Below are 14,992 nucleotides of genomic sequence, written 5' to 3'. Positions count from 1 at the left end.
TACCGCTATAACGTTTCGTCGGGTAGTCGGACGACTGTCCGGCATGCCAGGGTCGCGCAGTCCCGGATGCCCGACCAGGGAGTCGTCATGCCGCTCGTCCGTCACGCACGACTCCGCGCGGTGCTTCTCGCGCTCGTCCTCGTCCCACTGCTCGCGGCCCCCGCGCAGGCCGCCGACAAGACCGTCTGGATCCCCGAGCGCTGGCGCACCACCAACGAGGTCGCCTGGGCGGACGACCGCAAGGCGGAGTCGGAGAACTTCGTCGTCCTGTGGGGCGAGCTCTCCGGGACGTCGCCGACGACGGCGCCGAGCGCCTACCGGTTCGACCCCGCGAACGTCCTGCGCGAGCTCGAGAGCGCCTACTCGTTCTACATCGACGACATGAAGTTCACGCCCGAGACCGGCCTGCTCGCCCAGCACAAGATCATCGTGATCATCACGAACACGTGGTCCAGCAACCCGAACCTCAACGCCTGGGCGACGGGTGGCTCCACCGACGGGCGCGTCGGCGTCATCAACCTCGCGCCCGGCGCCGCGCAGCCCGGGTCGTGGGGGCTCGTGCACGAGCTCGCGCACGTGCTGCAGAACTACACGTTCCTCGGCCGGTCGGGCGTCGGGTTCACGCACGCGTCGGCCGGCACGTTCTGGGAGAGCAGCGCCGAGTTCATGGCGATGCAGGCCCTGCCGGGCAAGGGGGCCGGTGACCTCACGCGGTTCATCCGCACCGAGAACCTGCCGTACTCCTCCAGCCGGCACCACTACGGCGCGTGGATGCTGCTCCAGGCCATCACCGAGAAGCGCGGCCTCGCGTTCTTCAACCGCATCTGGAACGAGGCCCGCAGCACCGAGCACCCGCTGGAGACGTACAGGCGGATCGCCGGCCTCACCCAGGACCAGCTCGGTGCCGAGGTCGCGCAGTACGCCATGCGGAACGTCACCTGGGACTACGCCAACGCCGCCGACGTCAAGCCGTTCATCAGCACCCTCTACCCGTTCGTGGTGCCACAGAGCCTCGTGCAGGTCGAGGCGGTCAACGCCGCGCAGCAGCACTTCGCCGTGCCCGACGGGATCGCGCCCGGGGCGTTCGGCTACACCAAGATCAAGCTCGTCCCGTCGGCATCGGGTGCGCTCGTCCGGCTGCACCTCAAGGGGCACGTCGACCCGAACGGCGGCTCCGGCTGGTCGTACGGGTTCGTCGGCGTGACCAACGGTGTCGCCCGCTACAGCCCCGTCACCCAGGGCACGGACACCGAGGCCACGTTCCAGACGCGCGCCGGGGAGCAGGTGTACCTCGTCGTGGCGGGCACCCCGACCGCCGTCCCGAAGCACGGGTTCCTCGACGGCTACCCCGAGAACTACCGCTACCCGTTCGAGTTCCGCATCGACGGCGCCCTCCCGTCGGGCCACGAGCCCGGCTTCACGCGCGGCACCGCGCCCGGCGGCGGCCGCTGGCACACCAACGGCGGCGGGTGGGTCGACTCGCGCGCCACCGTGGCGTCGACCGCGTACGTCGGCCCGAACGCCGCCGTGTACGGCCGCTCGACCGTCAGCGGGACCGCCCGGATCGAGGGCCTGGCCTGGGTCAACGACGGTGGCACGGTCAGCGGCAGCGCCGTCGTGCGTGACTCCGCGCTCATCCAGGGCGGGGTCAGCATCGGCGGGACGGCCGTCGTCGGCGGCGACGCGGAGCCCTCGGGCACCTGCACGTCCGGCACGTACCTCATGTTCGACCCCGACCGGCGGTGCGACGGCGGCGCGGGCGAGACCGACGTGAACCGGTCGCACGGCCGGTTCACCAGCGCCGAGCTGGCGATCACGGGCACGGTGACGCCCACTCCGACGCCGACGCCCACGCCGACCCCGACCCGCACCCCCACGCCCACCCCGACACCGACGCCCACCCCGACACCGACGCCGACGCGGACGCCCACGCCCACGCCCACCCCGACTCCGACTCCGACGACACCCGCGAGCCGGTCCTGCACAGCCGCCTACACGGTGACGAGCACCTGGCCGGGCGGCTTCGTCGCCACCGTGCGCGTGACGGCCGGGCCGCAGGCGATCGACGGCTGGACGGTCGCGCTCGACCTCCCGTCCGGCGCGCTCGTGCACCACTGGAGCAGCGAGGTGCTGGGCACGGCTCCGCTGACGCTGGGGCCGGCGGCGTGGAACTCCCGGCTCGCCGCGAGCGGCAGCGTCGAGATCGGGTTCCAGGGCACGGGCTCGTCGCAGGCGACGTCGGTGAGCTGCACGGCCCGCTGACGGGTGCCGCGGCGGTCGGCACGGCGGCCCGTCGAGGAACGGCCGGCCGCGCCCTCAGGGTCCGGGTTGCGGCCGGTCCTGCGGGGGATGGGCGACGTAGGCGGTCTTCTCGTCGCCGGACAGCCCGCAGGACCGGTAGAAGGCGTGGGTCCCCGCGCTGCGCGAGCCGGTCAGGAGCATGACCTTGTAGCAGCCGGCCGCCCCCGCCGCCGCGAGCGTGCCCGCCATCGTCGCCTTGCCGAGCCCGGTGCCGCGCCTGCTCTGCTCGACCACGACGTTCTCGACGACCGCGTACGGCGAGGCTCCCCGGGTGAGGTTGGGGATGACGTTGAGGTAGGCGGTCGCGACCACGTCCCCCTCGACCTCGAGCACGAAGAGGTGGAGCCCGGCGGTCGCCAGGATCTGGTCGAGCACCGCGGGCGCGTCGTCCGGGGCGGAGTCGGCGGGGTGCAGCTGGCTGTACAGCCGCAGGAGGGCGGGCAGGTCGTCCGGTCGTGCCTCGCGGAACATGCCCGCACGGTATCCGCGCTGCGCCGGACGGGGCAGCGGTGGCAGCCTGGAGCACCATGAGCGTGACGCGGGCGGAGTACTGGGACGGGCAGGCCGCGGGCTACGACCGCACCACGGCGTTCCTGGAGCCTCGGCTGTTCGCGCCGGCTCGGCGCTGGATCGCCGATCGCGTCTCGGGCAGGACGCTGGAGGTCGGCGTCGGTACCGGCGCGACCCTGCCGTACTACGCCGACCGCGCCACGGACCTGACGCTCGCCGACGTGAGCCCTGCGATGCTCCGGGCGGCCTCGGCCCGCGCGAAGGCTGTCGGCGTGCCGGTCCGCCTCGTCGAGGCCGACTCCGCCCACCTGGACCTGCCGGACGGTTCCTTCGACACCGTGATCTCGACGTTCGCGATGTGCTGCGTGGCCGACGAGCTCGCGGTGCTGCGCGAGCTGGCGCGCGTGCTGCGACCGGGTGGCCGGCTGCTGATGGCGGACCACGTCGAGTCGTCGGCGCGTCTCGGCCGCGGGGTGCAACGGGTGCTCGACCGCGTGACGCCCGAGCGTGCGGGGGAGCACCACCGCCGGCGCCCCCTGCTGCTCCTGGAGACCGCGGGCCTGGTGCTCGTCGAGTCGACGGCGTCGCGCTGGCGGCTCGTGGAACAGCTCGCTGCGACGCCGCGCGGAGCTGCGGGCGTCTGACGCGTTGCCGCACGGTTGCGCCCTGGGAGAGAGTGACTGTACAGTCACTCACATGTCCTCCCTCTCCACCGCCGAGCTGCGCATCCCCGTCGTCACCGCCAGCGCGGTGCGCGAGTTTGCACGCGGCGGGTACCACGGCACGACGATCGCGGACGTGGCCCGTGCCGCGCGCATCTCGCCCGCGTACGTGTTCAAGCTGTTCCCCAGCAAGGAGCGGCTGTTCGTCGCCGCCCTCGAGGACTGCTTCCAGCAGATCGTCGAGGCGCTGACCATCGGCGCGCAGGAGTCGGGGGAGCAGACCCCGGACGGCATCCTCGACGCGATGGGTGGTGCGTACGCGGAGCTGATCGGCGACCGTTCGCTGCTCATGCTCCAGGTGCACGCCCAGTCCGTCGCCGACATCCCGGAGATCGGGCAGGCCCTGCGCGCCGGCATGGCGTCGGTCGTCCGGCTGGCCAAGAGCCGGTCGGGCGCGAGCGACCAGGCCGTCCAGCGGTTCATCGCGTACGGGCAGCTGTGCCACCTGATCGTCACCACCGGCATCGACGACGTCGCCGACGAGTGGGCATCCATCGTCTCGGCCGGCATCCGTCACCCGCTCTGACCGCACCCGTCCAGCTCAGCGCGCTGCGGTTCCATCTCAGTGAGTGACTAGTCACTCTCTTTTCCCGAAGGAGAAGTCCCATGTCCGTCCAGACCGCCCGCACCACCCGTCGCACACCGCGCTCCGTCCTGATCTCCGCGTGGGCCGTCCCCGTGCTCGTCCTCGGCCAGTTCTCGATGGTCGCCGTCGTACCGGTCCTGCTCGTCCTCGTCGGAACCCTGCGTCACCCAGAGCTCCGCTCGCTGCGGCCGTACAGCGCCGCGCTCGCCGCGGTCTACGCGACGCCGCTCGCGATCTGGATCCTGCGCCCCGACGGCGCCCCGAGCCTGTCCAAGGACATGCACCCGGTCTTCCTCGTCCTCATCGTCGCGGCTGCCGCGGCGCTGCTCGTGAAGCTCCACACCCGCTCGACCACCTCTGAGGAGATCCGATGACCACCCCCGACACCCGCTCGACCACGAGCGTCACCGCTACCGAGATCGTCCTGCCCGGCCTGGTCGAGCCCGACGGCCTGCTCGTCCAGGAACGCGACGTCCCCGTCCCCGGGAAGGGCCAGGTGCTGGTCCGGGTCGAGGCGACGGGAGTGTCGTTCGCAGAGCAGCAGATGCGTCGCGGCAAGTACTACGACCAGCCGCCGTTCCCCTTCGTGCCGGGCTACGACCTCGTCGGCACGATCCAGGAGACCGGCGACGGCTTGGACCGGACAAGGGTGGGCGAGCGTGTTGCGGCCGTCGTGAAGACCGGCGCCTGGGCCACGCACGTGCTGGTCGACGCCGGCCACACCACCCCGGTCCCGGACGGGGTCGATCCCGCCGAAGCCGAGACGGTGGTGGTCAACGGGATCACCGCGTGGCAGATGCTGCACCGCATCGCGAGGGTGCGGCGCGGTCAGACGATCGTGGTGCTCGGCGCGAACGGCGGCGTCGGCTCCACGCTCGTCCAGCTGGCGGCCGACGCCGGCGTCACGGTCATCGGCACCGCCTCCTCCCGCCACCACGACCACGTCCGGAGCCTCGGTGCGACGCCCGTCGACTACCGCGCCCCGGACCTGGCCGACCGGCTGCGCGTACTGGCACCCGACGGTGTCGACGCGGTGTTCGACCACGTCGGCGGTCCCGGCATCGTGGACTCCTGGCGACTGCTGCGTCGCGGCGGCACGCTCGTCTCCTACGGCACCGCGTCGACGAAGGACGACGCCGGCAGGTCGCAGCTCCCCGTCCTCGGGCTCGTCGGACGCCTGCTGCTCTGGAACGTCCTGCCGAACGGCCGACGCGCGCACTTCTACAACTTCTGGGCCGGACGCCGACGCCCCGCGCGGTTCCACCGGCGTCTGCGCGAGGACCTGACGCAGGTGCTCGACCGCCTCGCCGCCGGCACGCTCACCGCACAGGTCGCCGCACGGCTCCCGCTCACCGAGGCCGGCCGTGCGCTGGCTCTCGCGGAGTCCCACACGGTCGCGGGGAAGGTGGTGCTGCTCCCCTGACGCACGTGACATGGGTGGAACGAGCACGCGACCCGGACGTGAGCCGGTACGGTGCACGCGATCGGGCGCTCGGCTCGTTCCGCTCGCCCGCTCGTCGAAGGGACACAACGACGTGTCGACGGACCTGGCCATCTCGACCCGCGGTCTGCGCAAGACGTACCGCAACCGGCGCGGGCAGCGGGCGGTGGCCGTCGGCGGGCTCGACCTCGACGTCCCCGTCGGTGGCGTGCACGGGTTCCTCGGCCCCAACGGCGCGGGCAAGACGACGACGATCCGGATGCTGCTGGGCCTGATCCGCGCGGACTCCGGGACGATGACGGTGTTCGGCCAGACGGTGCCGGAGCGGCTGCCGGTGGTCATCGGGCGCGTCGGTGCGATCGTCGAGCAGCCGAAGTTCTTCCCCAGCTTCTCCGGCCGCAAGAACCTCACGATGCTCGCGCGGGCGATCGACGCACCCACCTCACTGGTCGACGTGGTGCTGTCCGACGTCGGGCTCCTGGACCGGGCAGGCGACCGCTACAAGGGCTACTCACTCGGCATGAAGCAGCGGCTCGCCATCGCCGCGACCCTGCTCAAGGACCCGGACCTGCTCATCTTCGACGAGCCGACGAACGGCCTGGACCCCGCGGGCATCCGCGAGATCCGCGGCACCATGCGCGGGCTCGCCGACCGCGGCAAGACGGTCCTGGTGTCCAGCCACATCCTGGCCGAGGTCGAGCAGGTGGCGGACACCGTCTCGATCATCGCCCGCGGCGAGCTCATCGCGAGCGGCAGCGTCGCCGACCTCATCGGTGCGGGCGCGGCCGGCACCGTGCGGGTGGGGATCGCCGACGTGCCGCGCGCGCAGCAGGTGCTCGGTGCACAGGGCTGGACCGTGCGGACCGAGGGGCGGTACCTCCTGGTCGACGGTGGGGTGGCCCCGGCGAGCATCACCGAGGCGCTCGCGGCGCAGCGGCTGTTCGTCGACGAGCTGGTGCCCGTCCGCGTCGACCTCGAGTCGGTCTTCCTCGAGCTCACCGCCGGTCGAGGACCCGGGACGCACGCGCCACCACCCGCCGGCGAGCACCGGCCCGCCCACCACGCCGAGGACGCGTCATGAGCCGGCTTCTGCGGGTCGAGCTCGACCGGTTCGCGTCGCGCACGCTGATCCGGCTCGGGGTCGCGGGCGTCCTGGCGATCTGCTGCATCGCGGCGTTCGCGTCGTGGGAGGCCGCCGCTCCGCCGTCGCAGGCGGAGGTCGACCAGGCGCAGGCCTACTACGAGCAGGCGGTCGACGACTTCGAGGAGGACGGCGAGCAGTGGATCGCCGACTGCGAGGAGGGCGAGGCGGCCGAGAAGGAGGTCGCCGAGGACCCCGCGGCCGTCGACTGGGCCTGCGACCAGATGGAGCCGAAGCTGGAGAACTGGCTGGGTGGGGCGCCGTCCTTCGACCGGGACACCTCCAGCCTGCTCACGTCGATCTCGGTCGTGTTCGTGCTGGCGTCCCTCCTGCTCGCCGGGAGCTTCGTGTCCGCCGAGTTCTCCACCGGCTCGATCGGTAACTGGCTGACGTTCGCGCCCCGCAGGGTGCGCGTCTACCTGAGCAAGGTGCTCGCCGCCGGGCTGTGGCTGATCCCGGTGACCGCCGTCGGCGTGGGGATCGTGCTCGGCGTCTCGTGGCTCTCCTACCGGTACTTCGACACGATGGACGCCGGGGCGCCGTCCGAGCTGAGCTCGCCCGTCGACGTCGCGCTGCGCATCGTCGCCCTTGCCCCGGTGGTCGCCGTGATCGGTGCGGCGCTCGGCTTCCTGGCACGGCACACCGCCGCCGTGCTCGGGGTCGTCCTGGGCTGGCTCGTGCTCGTGGAGGTGATCCTCTCCCACCAGGTGGAGGAGCTGCAGCCGTGGACGCTGGTCACCAACGTGACCGCCTGGGTCCAGGGCTCGGCCACGTACTACCTCACCGAGTGCTCGACGACGGCGGCCGGGTCGTCGTGCGTCGGGGCCTCCCACGTCGTCTCGCAGACGCACGGCGGGATCTACCTGGGCGTCCTGGCGGCGGTCGTCGCAGGCGTCGCCCTGCTCGTGTTCCGCCGCCGCGACGTGAGCTGACCGGCGCCTAGCGTGGGATCCCGTGCCGGCGCGCCAGGTGCTCGCCGGTGAGGGAGTCCTGCACGCCCACCAGGTCGGCCGGGGGGCCGGCGAAGACCACGCGCCCGCCGTCGGCACCCGCGCCGGGTCCGAGGTCGAGCACGTGGTCGGCGCGGGAGATCACGTCGAGGTTGTGCTCGATGACGATGACCGTGGAGCCGGCGTCCACGAACCGGTCGATGAGCCCGATCAGCCGGTCGACGTCGGACATGTGCAGGCCGGTCGTCGGCTCGTCCAGGACGTAGACGTCGGCGGGGGAGGCCAGCTCGATGGCCAGCTTGAGCCGCTGGCGCTCGCCGCCGGACAGGGTGGACAGCGGCTGGCCGAGGGTCAGGTAGCCGATGCCGACGTCGTCCATGGCGGCGAGGGTCGAGGCGAGCGCCTTCTCCGTGCGGTCGACGAAGAACTCCCGAGCCTCCACCACGGACATCTCCAGCACGTCCGCGATCGACTGCCCGCGCAGGGTGTAACCGAGCACCTGGTCGGTGTACCGGCGCCCGCCGCACAGCTCGCACGTGGACTTCATCGGCTCGAAGTTGCCCAGGTCGGTGTAGATGATGCCGAGCCCGCCGCACTCGGGGCAGGCGCCCTCGGAGTTGGCGCTGAACAGGGCGGGCTTGACGCCGTTGGCCTTGGCGAACAGCTTGCGGATGGTGTCGAGCATGCCCGTGTAGGTGGCCGAGTTGGACCGGCGCGAGCCGCGCGTGGTGGCCTGGTCGACCACGACGACGTCCGGGAACCGCTTGGGCAGCACCCCGCGGATCAGCGAGCTCTTCCCGGAGCCCGCCACGCCGGTGACGACGGTGAGCACGCCGCGGGGGATGTCGACGGACACGTCCTGCAGGTTGTGCAGGGTCGCTCCCGTCACGGACAGCGCGCCGTCGGCCGACCGGACGTCGGTCTTCAGCGGCTGGTGGCTGGTCAGGTGGTTGCCGGTGAGCGTGCCGGAGGTCCGCAGCCCCGCCAGGTCCCCCGCGTACACCACGGAGCCGCCGGCACCGCCCGCACCTGGACCCATGTCGATGATGTGGTCGGCGATCTCGATGACCTCGGGCTTGTGCTCGACCACCAGGACCGTGTTGCCCTTGGCCCGCAGCGCGACCAGGAGCTCGTTCATGCGGTGCACGTCGTGCGGGTGCAGCCCGACGGACGGCTCGTCGAACACGTAGGTGACGTCGGTCAGCGCCGAGCCCAGGTGCCGGACCATCTTGACCCGCTGCGACTCCCCGCCCGACAGACTCGTGGACTCGCGGCTGAGCGAGAGGTAGCCGAGACCGATGTGCACCAGGGCGTCGAGCCGGTCCGCCAGGTCGTCGAGCATGGGCCGGTGCTCGGGGGAGTCGAGCCCGCGGATGAAGGGCGCGAGGTCGCTGACCTGCAGGTCCGCGCACTCGGCGATGGACCGGCCGCCCACCAGGGAGGTGCGCGCGGCCTCGTTGAGCCGAGTGCCGCCGCACGCCGGGCACGGGCCGCGGGTCGAGATCCGCTCGACCGCGGCCCGCGCGTGCGGCTGCAGCTGCTCCGGGTTCTTGGTCAGGACGAGCCGCTTCAGCTTGGGGACGAGCGCCTCGTACGTGAGCGACATCCCGGAGACCGCGATCTTGGTGCCCTTCTTCGGCGCCTCGTCGGGACCGTAGAGCAGCATCCGGCGCTGCTCGGGCGTGAACGACCCCACCGGCTGGTCGGCCGGGTAGAACCCGCTCTCGGCGTAGACCTTCCAGTACCAGGAGTCGACCTGGAAGTTCGGGAAGTCGATCGCGCCCTCCAGCAGTGACTTCGAGGGGTCGACGAGGGCGTCCTCGTCGATGGCCGCGACGTTCCCGATGCCCTCGCAGTCGGGACACATGCCCCGGGGGTCGTTGAACGAGAACGCGATGGGGGTGCCCAGGTTGGGCACGCCCATCCGCGACCACACCCGCCGCATCCCGGCGTAGGTGTCGGTCGCGGTGCCGACGGTCGAGCGCGACGACCCGCCCATCGGCTGCTGGTCCACGACGATCGATGCGGTCAGCCCGGTGAGCTCGTCGGCCTCCGGCTGCGGCGACTGCGGCAGGAAGTTCTGGATGAACGCGGAGTGCGTCTCGTTCAGCAGGCGCTGGCTCTCGGCCGCGATCGTGTCGAACGCCAACGACGACTTGCCCGAGCCGGACACCCCCGTGAACACGGTGATCTGGCGCTTGGGCACGTCGACGTCGACGCCCTTGAGGTTGTTCTCCCGACCACCACGGATCCGGATCGCGTCGTGCACAGAGGTCTCCTTGGAAGTCGTCATCGGCCCAGCCGCGCCCAGCGCCGAACCGCAAGTGTCGCAAAGACCACCGACAGCACGACCGGCCACACGACCGCCAGCAGCACCACGTTCTCCGACGCCCAGCCGCTGCCCGCCACGGTCGGGTTGCCGAACAGCTCGCGCGTCGCGGCAACGGTCGCGGTGACCGGGTTCCAGGCGGAGAGCGTCTGCAGCCAGCCCGGCATGGTCGAGATCGGCACGAACGCGTTCGACAGGAAGACGAACGGCCACACCAGGATCTGGACGGCCATCACGCCGCCCTGCCCGCGGAACAGCAGCCCGAGGTAGATGCCGACCCACAGGAACGCGAACCGCAGGAGCAGCAGCAGCGCCACCCCGGCCAGCGCGTTCCCGAGGCCCTCGTGGACCCGCCACCCGATCACCAGCCCGGCGACGAGCAGCACCGCGAGGCCGACGACGCTGGCGAGCATGTCCGCGGTCGCCCGGCCCAGCAGCACGGCGATGCGGGACATCGGCAGCGACCGGAACCGGTCGGTCACGCCGCGCTGCACGTCCTGCGACACGTAGGTCATGGTGCTCTCCAGCCCGAACGCCATGGTCACGGCGAGCATGCCGGGGAACAGGAACTCGATGTAGCCGCCGGGGACGTCGATCGCGCCGCCGAGCAGGAAGCCGAACATGAGGAGCAGCAGGATCGGGAACGCGAGGCCGATGAGCAGGTCCCACGGCTGGCGCCGCCAGTGCCCGAGGTCGCGCAGGGTCACGGTCCAGGAGTCACGCAGGGCCCAGGTCATGAGGCCTCCTTCGTCGAGCCGGTCAGGTGCAGGAACACTTCGTCGAGCGTCGGCCGGCGCAGGATGACGTCGTCGACGACGATCCCGGCGTCGTCGAGCGTCCGGACGACGTAGGTGAGTGCCGCGACGCGGTCGGTGACGGTGGCGGTCACGCGGCGGCCGTCGAGGTCGATCTCCGCGTCCCCGGCGACGGCCTGCAGGGCTGACTGCGCAGCCGCCAGGGAGGCCTCGTCGCGGACGACGACGTCGAGCCGGTCCTGCCCGATGGACGCCTTGAGCGCGTCGGGCGTGCCCTCGGCGACGACCCGCCCGTGGTTCAGCACCGTCACCTGCGAGGCCAGCTGGTCCACCTCCTCCAGGTACTGCGTGGTCAGCAGCACCGCGGTGCCGCCCGCAACGAGCGCACGGACCGCCTGCCACACCTCGCGCCGGCCGCCGGGGTCCAGGCCGGTGGTCGGCTCGTCGAGCAGCAGCACGGTGGGGTCCAGCACCAGGCCGGCAGCGAGGTCGAGGCGCCGCCGCATGCCGCCGGAGTAGGTGGACACCGGTCGCTCGGCCGCGTCGACGAGGTCGAACCGCTCGAGCAGCTCGTCGGCCCGCCGTCGTGCCTGCCGGGTGCCCAGGTGGGACAGCCGGCCGAACATCACGAGGTTGTCCCGGCCGCCCAGGATCTCGTCGACGGCCGCGTGCTGCCCGACGAGCCCGACGTGCCGACGGACCTGCGCGGCCTCGCGGACGACGTCGAACCCGGCGACGGTCGCGGTGCCCCCGTGCGGGTCCAGCAGCGTGGAGAGGATCCGGACGGTCGTCGTCTTGCCGGCGCCGTTGGGGCCGAGCAGCCCGTGCACCGTGCCGGCCTCCACGGTGAGGTCCAGGCCGTCGAGCACCGTGGTCTCGCCGTACCTGCGGGTGAGTCCTGTCGTCCTGATCGCCATGCGTCCTCCCGAGGGCTAGTCGTACAGTGTACGACAAGAACGCAGAGGGTCACCCGGTTGTTCCCGACGGGGGGAGGATGAGCGTCATGACGGAGATCACCGGCACCGGCGACCCGGCCCGCAGCCTGTCCCTGCTGTGGCGGCTGGTGGAGCCGGCCCCCCGCGGCCGCGGTGCCGAGGCGGGGCTCTCCGTCGACCGCGTGGTGGACGCCGCGATCGCGCTCGCGGACGCCGAGGGCCTCGCCGCGCTCTCCATGCGACGCCTCGCCACCGACCTCGGCGTCGGCGCGATGACCCTCTACACGTACGTCCCGGCCAAGGCCGAGCTGCTGGACCTCATGGTCGACAGCGCGCTCGGCGAGTTCGCGTCCCTGTACACCCCCGGCACCGACGGGTGGCGGGCTCGGCTCGAGGCTGTGGCGCGAGCGAACTGGTCCCTCTACGAGCGGCACCCGTGGCTCCTGCAGGTCGCCGCGTCCGGCCGTCCACCCCTGGGCCCGGGGGTGCTCACCAAGTACGAGCTCGGGCTCCAGGCGATCGACGGCACGGGTCTCGACGAGGTCGCGATGGACGCCGTGTTCACGCTCATCGAGGGGTTCGTCGCGGGGACCGCACGGGGGGTCGTCGACCAGGTCGCCGCCGAGGACGCCACCGGGATCACCGAGACCGAGTGGTGGGAGGCCACCGCTCCGATCCTCGACCAGGTGTACGACCCGGAGCGGTTCCCCACGGTCACCCGCGTCGGACCCGTCGCCGGTGAGGCGCAGCAGGCGGCCTACGACCCCCGCCGGGCGTTCGAGTTCGGGCTCGCCCGCCTGCTCGACGGGATCGCGGTGCTGGTCGAGGCCGCGTCGTAGGTCGAACTCGCCGATCCGGAAGGACTGCCCGAAAGGTCCCCGTGGCCCTAGTCTCGGCCCATGCTCATCCTCGGACTGATCCTGTTCGGCATGCTCATCGGTGCGCTCGCCCAGCTGATCCTCGGTCGCAAGCGCGGCCGGATCGACTGGACCATGGCGATCATCGCGGGGCTCGTCGGCTCCTTCGTCGGCGGTCTGCTGGCCAGCCTCCTGTCCGGTGACGGCCTCGAGCTGCGCCCCAGCGGCATCATCGGCTCCATCGTGGGCGCGATCGTCGTGACGGCGATCTGGCGCTTCGCCGGGGACCGCTCCAAGGCCTGACGACGAGAACGGCAGCCCCCCTCGCGGGAGGCTGCCGTTCCCTCAGCGGTCCGGACCGGCCCTGTCCGTCCGGACCGCCGCCGTCAGCGAGGCGCGCAGGTGGCGCTCGGCGTGGTGTTGTTGCCGTTCTTCAGGATGGTGACCCCGAACGTGTTCGACCCGGTCGAGGTGACCGTCCGGCCGCTGACGCTCGCGTTCCAGCTGTTCTGCACGCTCTGGCTCCCGTTGAGCCCGAGCGTGACCGTCCAGCTGCTGGCACCGCTGACCGTGTAGCTCACGTTGAACCGGTCGGACCACTCTTCCGCCCGGGTCGCGGTCACGCTGCACGAGCCGCTCGAGGGCGGCGGGGTGGTCGACCCGCCCCCACCGGAGCTGGACGGTGCGACGGCGCGACCCGTGCTGGTCGAGATGTGCCCCGTGCACAGGTTGCGCGACTTCAGGTCGTTCAGGATGTTCGGCAGCGCCTGCTGGGTCGCCGCCGGCCAGTCGTGCATGAGGATGATCTGGCCGTTGGTCAGCCGCGCGGCCGCCTGCCGGATCGCGTCGGCACTGGCGTTGTTCCAGTCGTTCGAGTCGACGTCCCAGATGATCTCGCGCAGGCCGAGCGAGGACTCGACGGTCTTGAGGGTCTGGTTGGTCTCGCCGTACGGCGGCCGGAAGAGCGTCGGGGTGACCCCGGCGGTCTGCTGGATCGCGGTCTGCGTCCGGGACAGCTGCGACTGGATGTCCGACTGGCTCATGTTCACCAGGTGCGGGTGGTCCCAGCTGTGGTTGCCGATCTGCAGGCCGGCGTTCTTGTACGCCTGCATGAGCGATGCGTTCGACTGGGCGTTGGAGCCGGTCGGGAAGACGGTCGCCGTGGCGCCCGCGTTGCGCAGCGTGGAGATGAGCTGGTTGGTGGTGCCGGTGTTCGGGCCGTCGTCGAACGTGAGCCCGACGTAGCCGGCGGAGCAGCTCGACGAGGGCGGCGGTGTGGAGGTCGTCGGGGTCGGCGTGGGCGTCGAGCCTCCGCCTCCTGACGTCCCGCACGTGGCTGACGGGGTCGTGTTGTTGCCGTTCTTCATGATGGTGACGCCGAACGTGTTGGAGCCGGTCGAGGTGACCGTGCGGCCGCTGACGCTCGCGTTCCAGCTGTTCTGGATGGTCTGGCTGCCGTTGAGGTTGAGGGTCGCGGTCCAGGAGCTGGCGCCGCTGACGGTGTAGTTCACGTTGAACCGGTCGGACCACTCGTCGGCGCGGGTGGCGGTGATGGAGCAGCCACCGGTGTTGCCGCCGCCGCCCGTGGGGGGAGGCGTGGTGGTCTGGCCGCCGCCGCCGTTGCTGGAGCCCTCGCTCACAGTGATGTTCGAGTTGCCGGAGCTCTGGTAGCCCTCGGTCGCCATGATCATGTAGTTGTGGTTGCCGAGGTTCATGCCCTTGCTGGCCCACGCGTCGAAGTGGTTGCCGGAGGTGATGGTGCCGCCGGTCTTCTTCGACTGCCGCACGCTCCAGTACTGGTAGAACGTGGAGTTGTCGCCCTCGATGGAGGGCTTGTTCACGCGCTGGGTGCGGTAGATGTCGTACGTGCCGCCGTCGCTGTTCACGGTGCCCATGAAGGTTCCGGTGGGCCGGTAGGTGCCCCAGTTGTCGACGATGTAGTACTCGACGAGCGGGCTGGTGGTCCACCCGTAGAGCGTCAGGTACGCGTTGCCGGACGGGTTGAAGCTGCCGGAGTAGTTGACGGTCTTGCGCCCGCCGGTCTGCCACCCCTTGCCGGCCACGAAGTTGCCGGTGTTGCTCCACTGCGTGGAGTACTGGCCGCCGGAGCCCATGTCCATGGAGACGGTTCCCTGGCTGTCGGTCCAGAACGAGTAGAAGTACCCGTTGTTGGTGCCGGTCCCGTTGGTCGAGATGGCACTGGCGGAGGTGGCGACAGCGAGGCTGACGGCGACCATCGCGCCGGCGGCGACGAAGGCCACCAGCGCGCGGAACGGGCGCCGCTTGCCGGGCGCACCGCGCGTGAGAGCGATACTTTCGAACATCCTGCACTCCTTTGTGCGTGGGGAGCTGCGTGGGCAGCCCTCGGGGGGCACCGACGCCGTATCGACGCACAGGCGGAAGCGCGGCGTCGATAACGTTATCGACGCCAGTGTGCAGCGCTATGTGCGCGCGGGGAACACCCT

At 71.4% G+C, this 14,992-nt stretch carries 14 protein-coding genes; 9 read left to right on the top strand and 5 right to left on the bottom strand.

Translation table 11 applies throughout. The features are described 5' to 3' along the window. The first annotated feature begins 87 nt into the window (after positions 1-87). Complete coding sequence (locus tag ACXJKF_RS10425) at positions 88-2,262, top strand: DUF6055 domain-containing protein (protein WP_456787643.1); 2,175 nt, start codon at positions 88-90, stop codon at positions 2,260-2,262. A 54-nt stretch (positions 2,263-2,316) separates the two neighbouring features. Here ACXJKF_RS10425 and ACXJKF_RS10420 read toward each other — a convergent pair whose 3' ends face one another. Then, positions 2,317-2,772, bottom strand: coding sequence for an N-acetyltransferase family protein (locus ACXJKF_RS10420; protein ID WP_456787642.1), 456 nt, complete (start codon positions 2,770-2,772; stop codon positions 2,317-2,319). Between the two features lie 56 nt (positions 2,773-2,828). On the opposite strand from ACXJKF_RS10420, the gene ACXJKF_RS10415 reads away from it, so the two are divergent. The 6 genes from ACXJKF_RS10415 to ACXJKF_RS10390 all read left to right on the top strand — a co-directional run bounded on the left by ACXJKF_RS10415 (position 2,829) and on the right by ACXJKF_RS10390 (position 7,633). Then, entirely contained in the window at positions 2,829-3,455 is a 627-nt protein-coding gene (locus tag ACXJKF_RS10415) for a class I SAM-dependent methyltransferase (protein WP_456787641.1), read from the top strand. Positions 3,456-3,507: 52 nt separating this feature from the next. Beyond that, a complete protein-coding gene (locus ACXJKF_RS10410; protein ID WP_456787640.1) occupies positions 3,508-4,059 on the top strand; it encodes a TetR/AcrR family transcriptional regulator in 552 nt (183 codons plus the stop codon). 80 nt (positions 4,060-4,139) lie between these two features. After that, entirely contained in the window at positions 4,140-4,493 is a 354-nt protein-coding gene (locus tag ACXJKF_RS10405; RefSeq protein ID WP_456787639.1) for a hypothetical protein, read from the top strand. Next, positions 4,490-5,542: a medium chain dehydrogenase/reductase family protein gene (locus ACXJKF_RS10400; RefSeq protein WP_456787638.1), complete on the top strand. Its 1,053-nt coding sequence runs from the start codon at positions 4,490-4,492 to the stop codon at positions 5,540-5,542. Before ACXJKF_RS10405 ends, ACXJKF_RS10400 begins: the two co-directional genes overlap by 4 nt. A gap of 112 nt (positions 5,543-5,654) precedes the next feature. Further along, on the top strand, positions 5,655-6,641 hold the full coding sequence (locus ACXJKF_RS10395; protein WP_456787637.1) for an ABC transporter ATP-binding protein: 987 nt from the start codon (positions 5,655-5,657) through the stop codon (positions 6,639-6,641). After that, the gene (locus ACXJKF_RS10390; RefSeq protein ID WP_456787636.1) at positions 6,638-7,633 is read left to right on the top strand and encodes an ABC transporter permease; all 996 of its coding nucleotides are present in this window, start codon (positions 6,638-6,640) and stop codon (positions 7,631-7,633) included. Before ACXJKF_RS10395 ends, ACXJKF_RS10390 begins: the two co-directional genes overlap by 4 nt. A gap of 7 nt (positions 7,634-7,640) precedes the next feature. On the opposite strand, the gene ACXJKF_RS10385 is transcribed toward ACXJKF_RS10390, so the two are convergent. The 3 genes from ACXJKF_RS10385 to ACXJKF_RS10375 are packed head-to-tail and all read right to left on the bottom strand — an operon-like array spanning position 7,641 to position 11,652. Beyond that, complete coding sequence (locus ACXJKF_RS10385; RefSeq protein ID WP_456787635.1) at positions 7,641-9,944, bottom strand: ATP-binding cassette domain-containing protein; 2,304 nt, start codon at positions 9,942-9,944, stop codon at positions 7,641-7,643. Next, a complete protein-coding gene (locus ACXJKF_RS10380; protein WP_456787634.1) occupies positions 9,941-10,717 on the bottom strand; it encodes an ABC transporter permease in 777 nt (258 codons plus the stop codon). The genes ACXJKF_RS10385 and ACXJKF_RS10380 overlap by 4 nt, the downstream gene beginning before the upstream one ends. Further along, entirely contained in the window at positions 10,714-11,652 is a 939-nt protein-coding gene (locus ACXJKF_RS10375; RefSeq protein ID WP_456787633.1) for an ATP-binding cassette domain-containing protein, read from the bottom strand. The genes ACXJKF_RS10380 and ACXJKF_RS10375 overlap by 4 nt, the downstream gene beginning before the upstream one ends. Before the next feature lie 86 nt (positions 11,653-11,738). On the opposite strand from ACXJKF_RS10375, the gene ACXJKF_RS10370 reads away from it, so the two are divergent. Together ACXJKF_RS10370 and ACXJKF_RS10365 are read left to right on the top strand one after the other, a co-directional pair. Further along, on the top strand, positions 11,739-12,509 hold the full coding sequence (locus ACXJKF_RS10370; RefSeq protein ID WP_456787632.1) for a TetR/AcrR family transcriptional regulator: 771 nt from the start codon (positions 11,739-11,741) through the stop codon (positions 12,507-12,509). 60 nt (positions 12,510-12,569) lie between these two features. After that, positions 12,570-12,830, top strand: coding sequence for a GlsB/YeaQ/YmgE family stress response membrane protein (locus ACXJKF_RS10365; protein WP_456787631.1), 261 nt, complete (start codon positions 12,570-12,572; stop codon positions 12,828-12,830). A gap of 83 nt (positions 12,831-12,913) precedes the next feature. Here the strand turns inward: ACXJKF_RS10365 and ACXJKF_RS10360 are convergent, their stop codons facing one another. After that, positions 12,914-14,851 carry a glycoside hydrolase family 11 protein gene (locus tag ACXJKF_RS10360; RefSeq protein ID WP_456787630.1) on the bottom strand — a complete coding sequence of 646 codons (1,938 nt, stop codon included), beginning with the start codon at positions 14,849-14,851 and terminating at the stop codon, positions 12,914-12,916. Between the last annotated feature and the right edge of the window lie 141 nt (positions 14,852-14,992).

The sequence above is a fragment of the Cellulomonas sp. P5_C5 genome (genome assembly GCF_054049655.1).
This window is presented reverse-complemented; position numbering and strand designations above follow the sequence as displayed.

Bases quoted from the DNA above. Each gene is read 5' to 3' on its own strand.
- ACXJKF_RS10385 (WP_456787635.1), bottom strand. From the start codon at position 9,944: ATGACGACTTCCAAGGAGACCTCTGTGCACGACGCGATCCGGATCCGT.
- ACXJKF_RS10390 (WP_456787636.1), top strand. From the start codon at position 6,638: ATGAGCCGGCTTCTGCGGGTCGAGCTCGACCGGTTCGCGTCGCGCACG.
- ACXJKF_RS10380 (WP_456787634.1), bottom strand. From the start codon at position 10,717: ATGACCTGGGCCCTGCGTGACTCCTGGACCGTGACCCTGCGCGACCTC.
- ACXJKF_RS10375 (WP_456787633.1), bottom strand. From the start codon at position 11,652: ATGGCGATCAGGACGACAGGACTCACCCGCAGGTACGGCGAGACCACG.
- ACXJKF_RS10425 (WP_456787643.1), top strand. From the start codon at position 88: ATGCCGCTCGTCCGTCACGCACGACTCCGCGCGGTGCTTCTCGCGCTC.
- ACXJKF_RS10365 (WP_456787631.1), top strand. From the start codon at position 12,570: ATGCTCATCCTCGGACTGATCCTGTTCGGCATGCTCATCGGTGCGCTC.
- ACXJKF_RS10410 (WP_456787640.1), top strand. From the start codon at position 3,508: ATGTCCTCCCTCTCCACCGCCGAGCTGCGCATCCCCGTCGTCACCGCC.
- ACXJKF_RS10370 (WP_456787632.1), top strand. From the start codon at position 11,739: ATGACGGAGATCACCGGCACCGGCGACCCGGCCCGCAGCCTGTCCCTG.
- ACXJKF_RS10420 (WP_456787642.1), bottom strand. From the start codon at position 2,772: ATGTTCCGCGAGGCACGACCGGACGACCTGCCCGCCCTCCTGCGGCTG.
- ACXJKF_RS10360 (WP_456787630.1), bottom strand. From the start codon at position 14,851: ATGTTCGAAAGTATCGCTCTCACGCGCGGTGCGCCCGGCAAGCGGCGC.
- ACXJKF_RS10400 (WP_456787638.1), top strand. From the start codon at position 4,490: ATGACCACCCCCGACACCCGCTCGACCACGAGCGTCACCGCTACCGAG.
- ACXJKF_RS10415 (WP_456787641.1), top strand. From the start codon at position 2,829: ATGAGCGTGACGCGGGCGGAGTACTGGGACGGGCAGGCCGCGGGCTAC.
- ACXJKF_RS10405 (WP_456787639.1), top strand. From the start codon at position 4,140: ATGTCCGTCCAGACCGCCCGCACCACCCGTCGCACACCGCGCTCCGTC.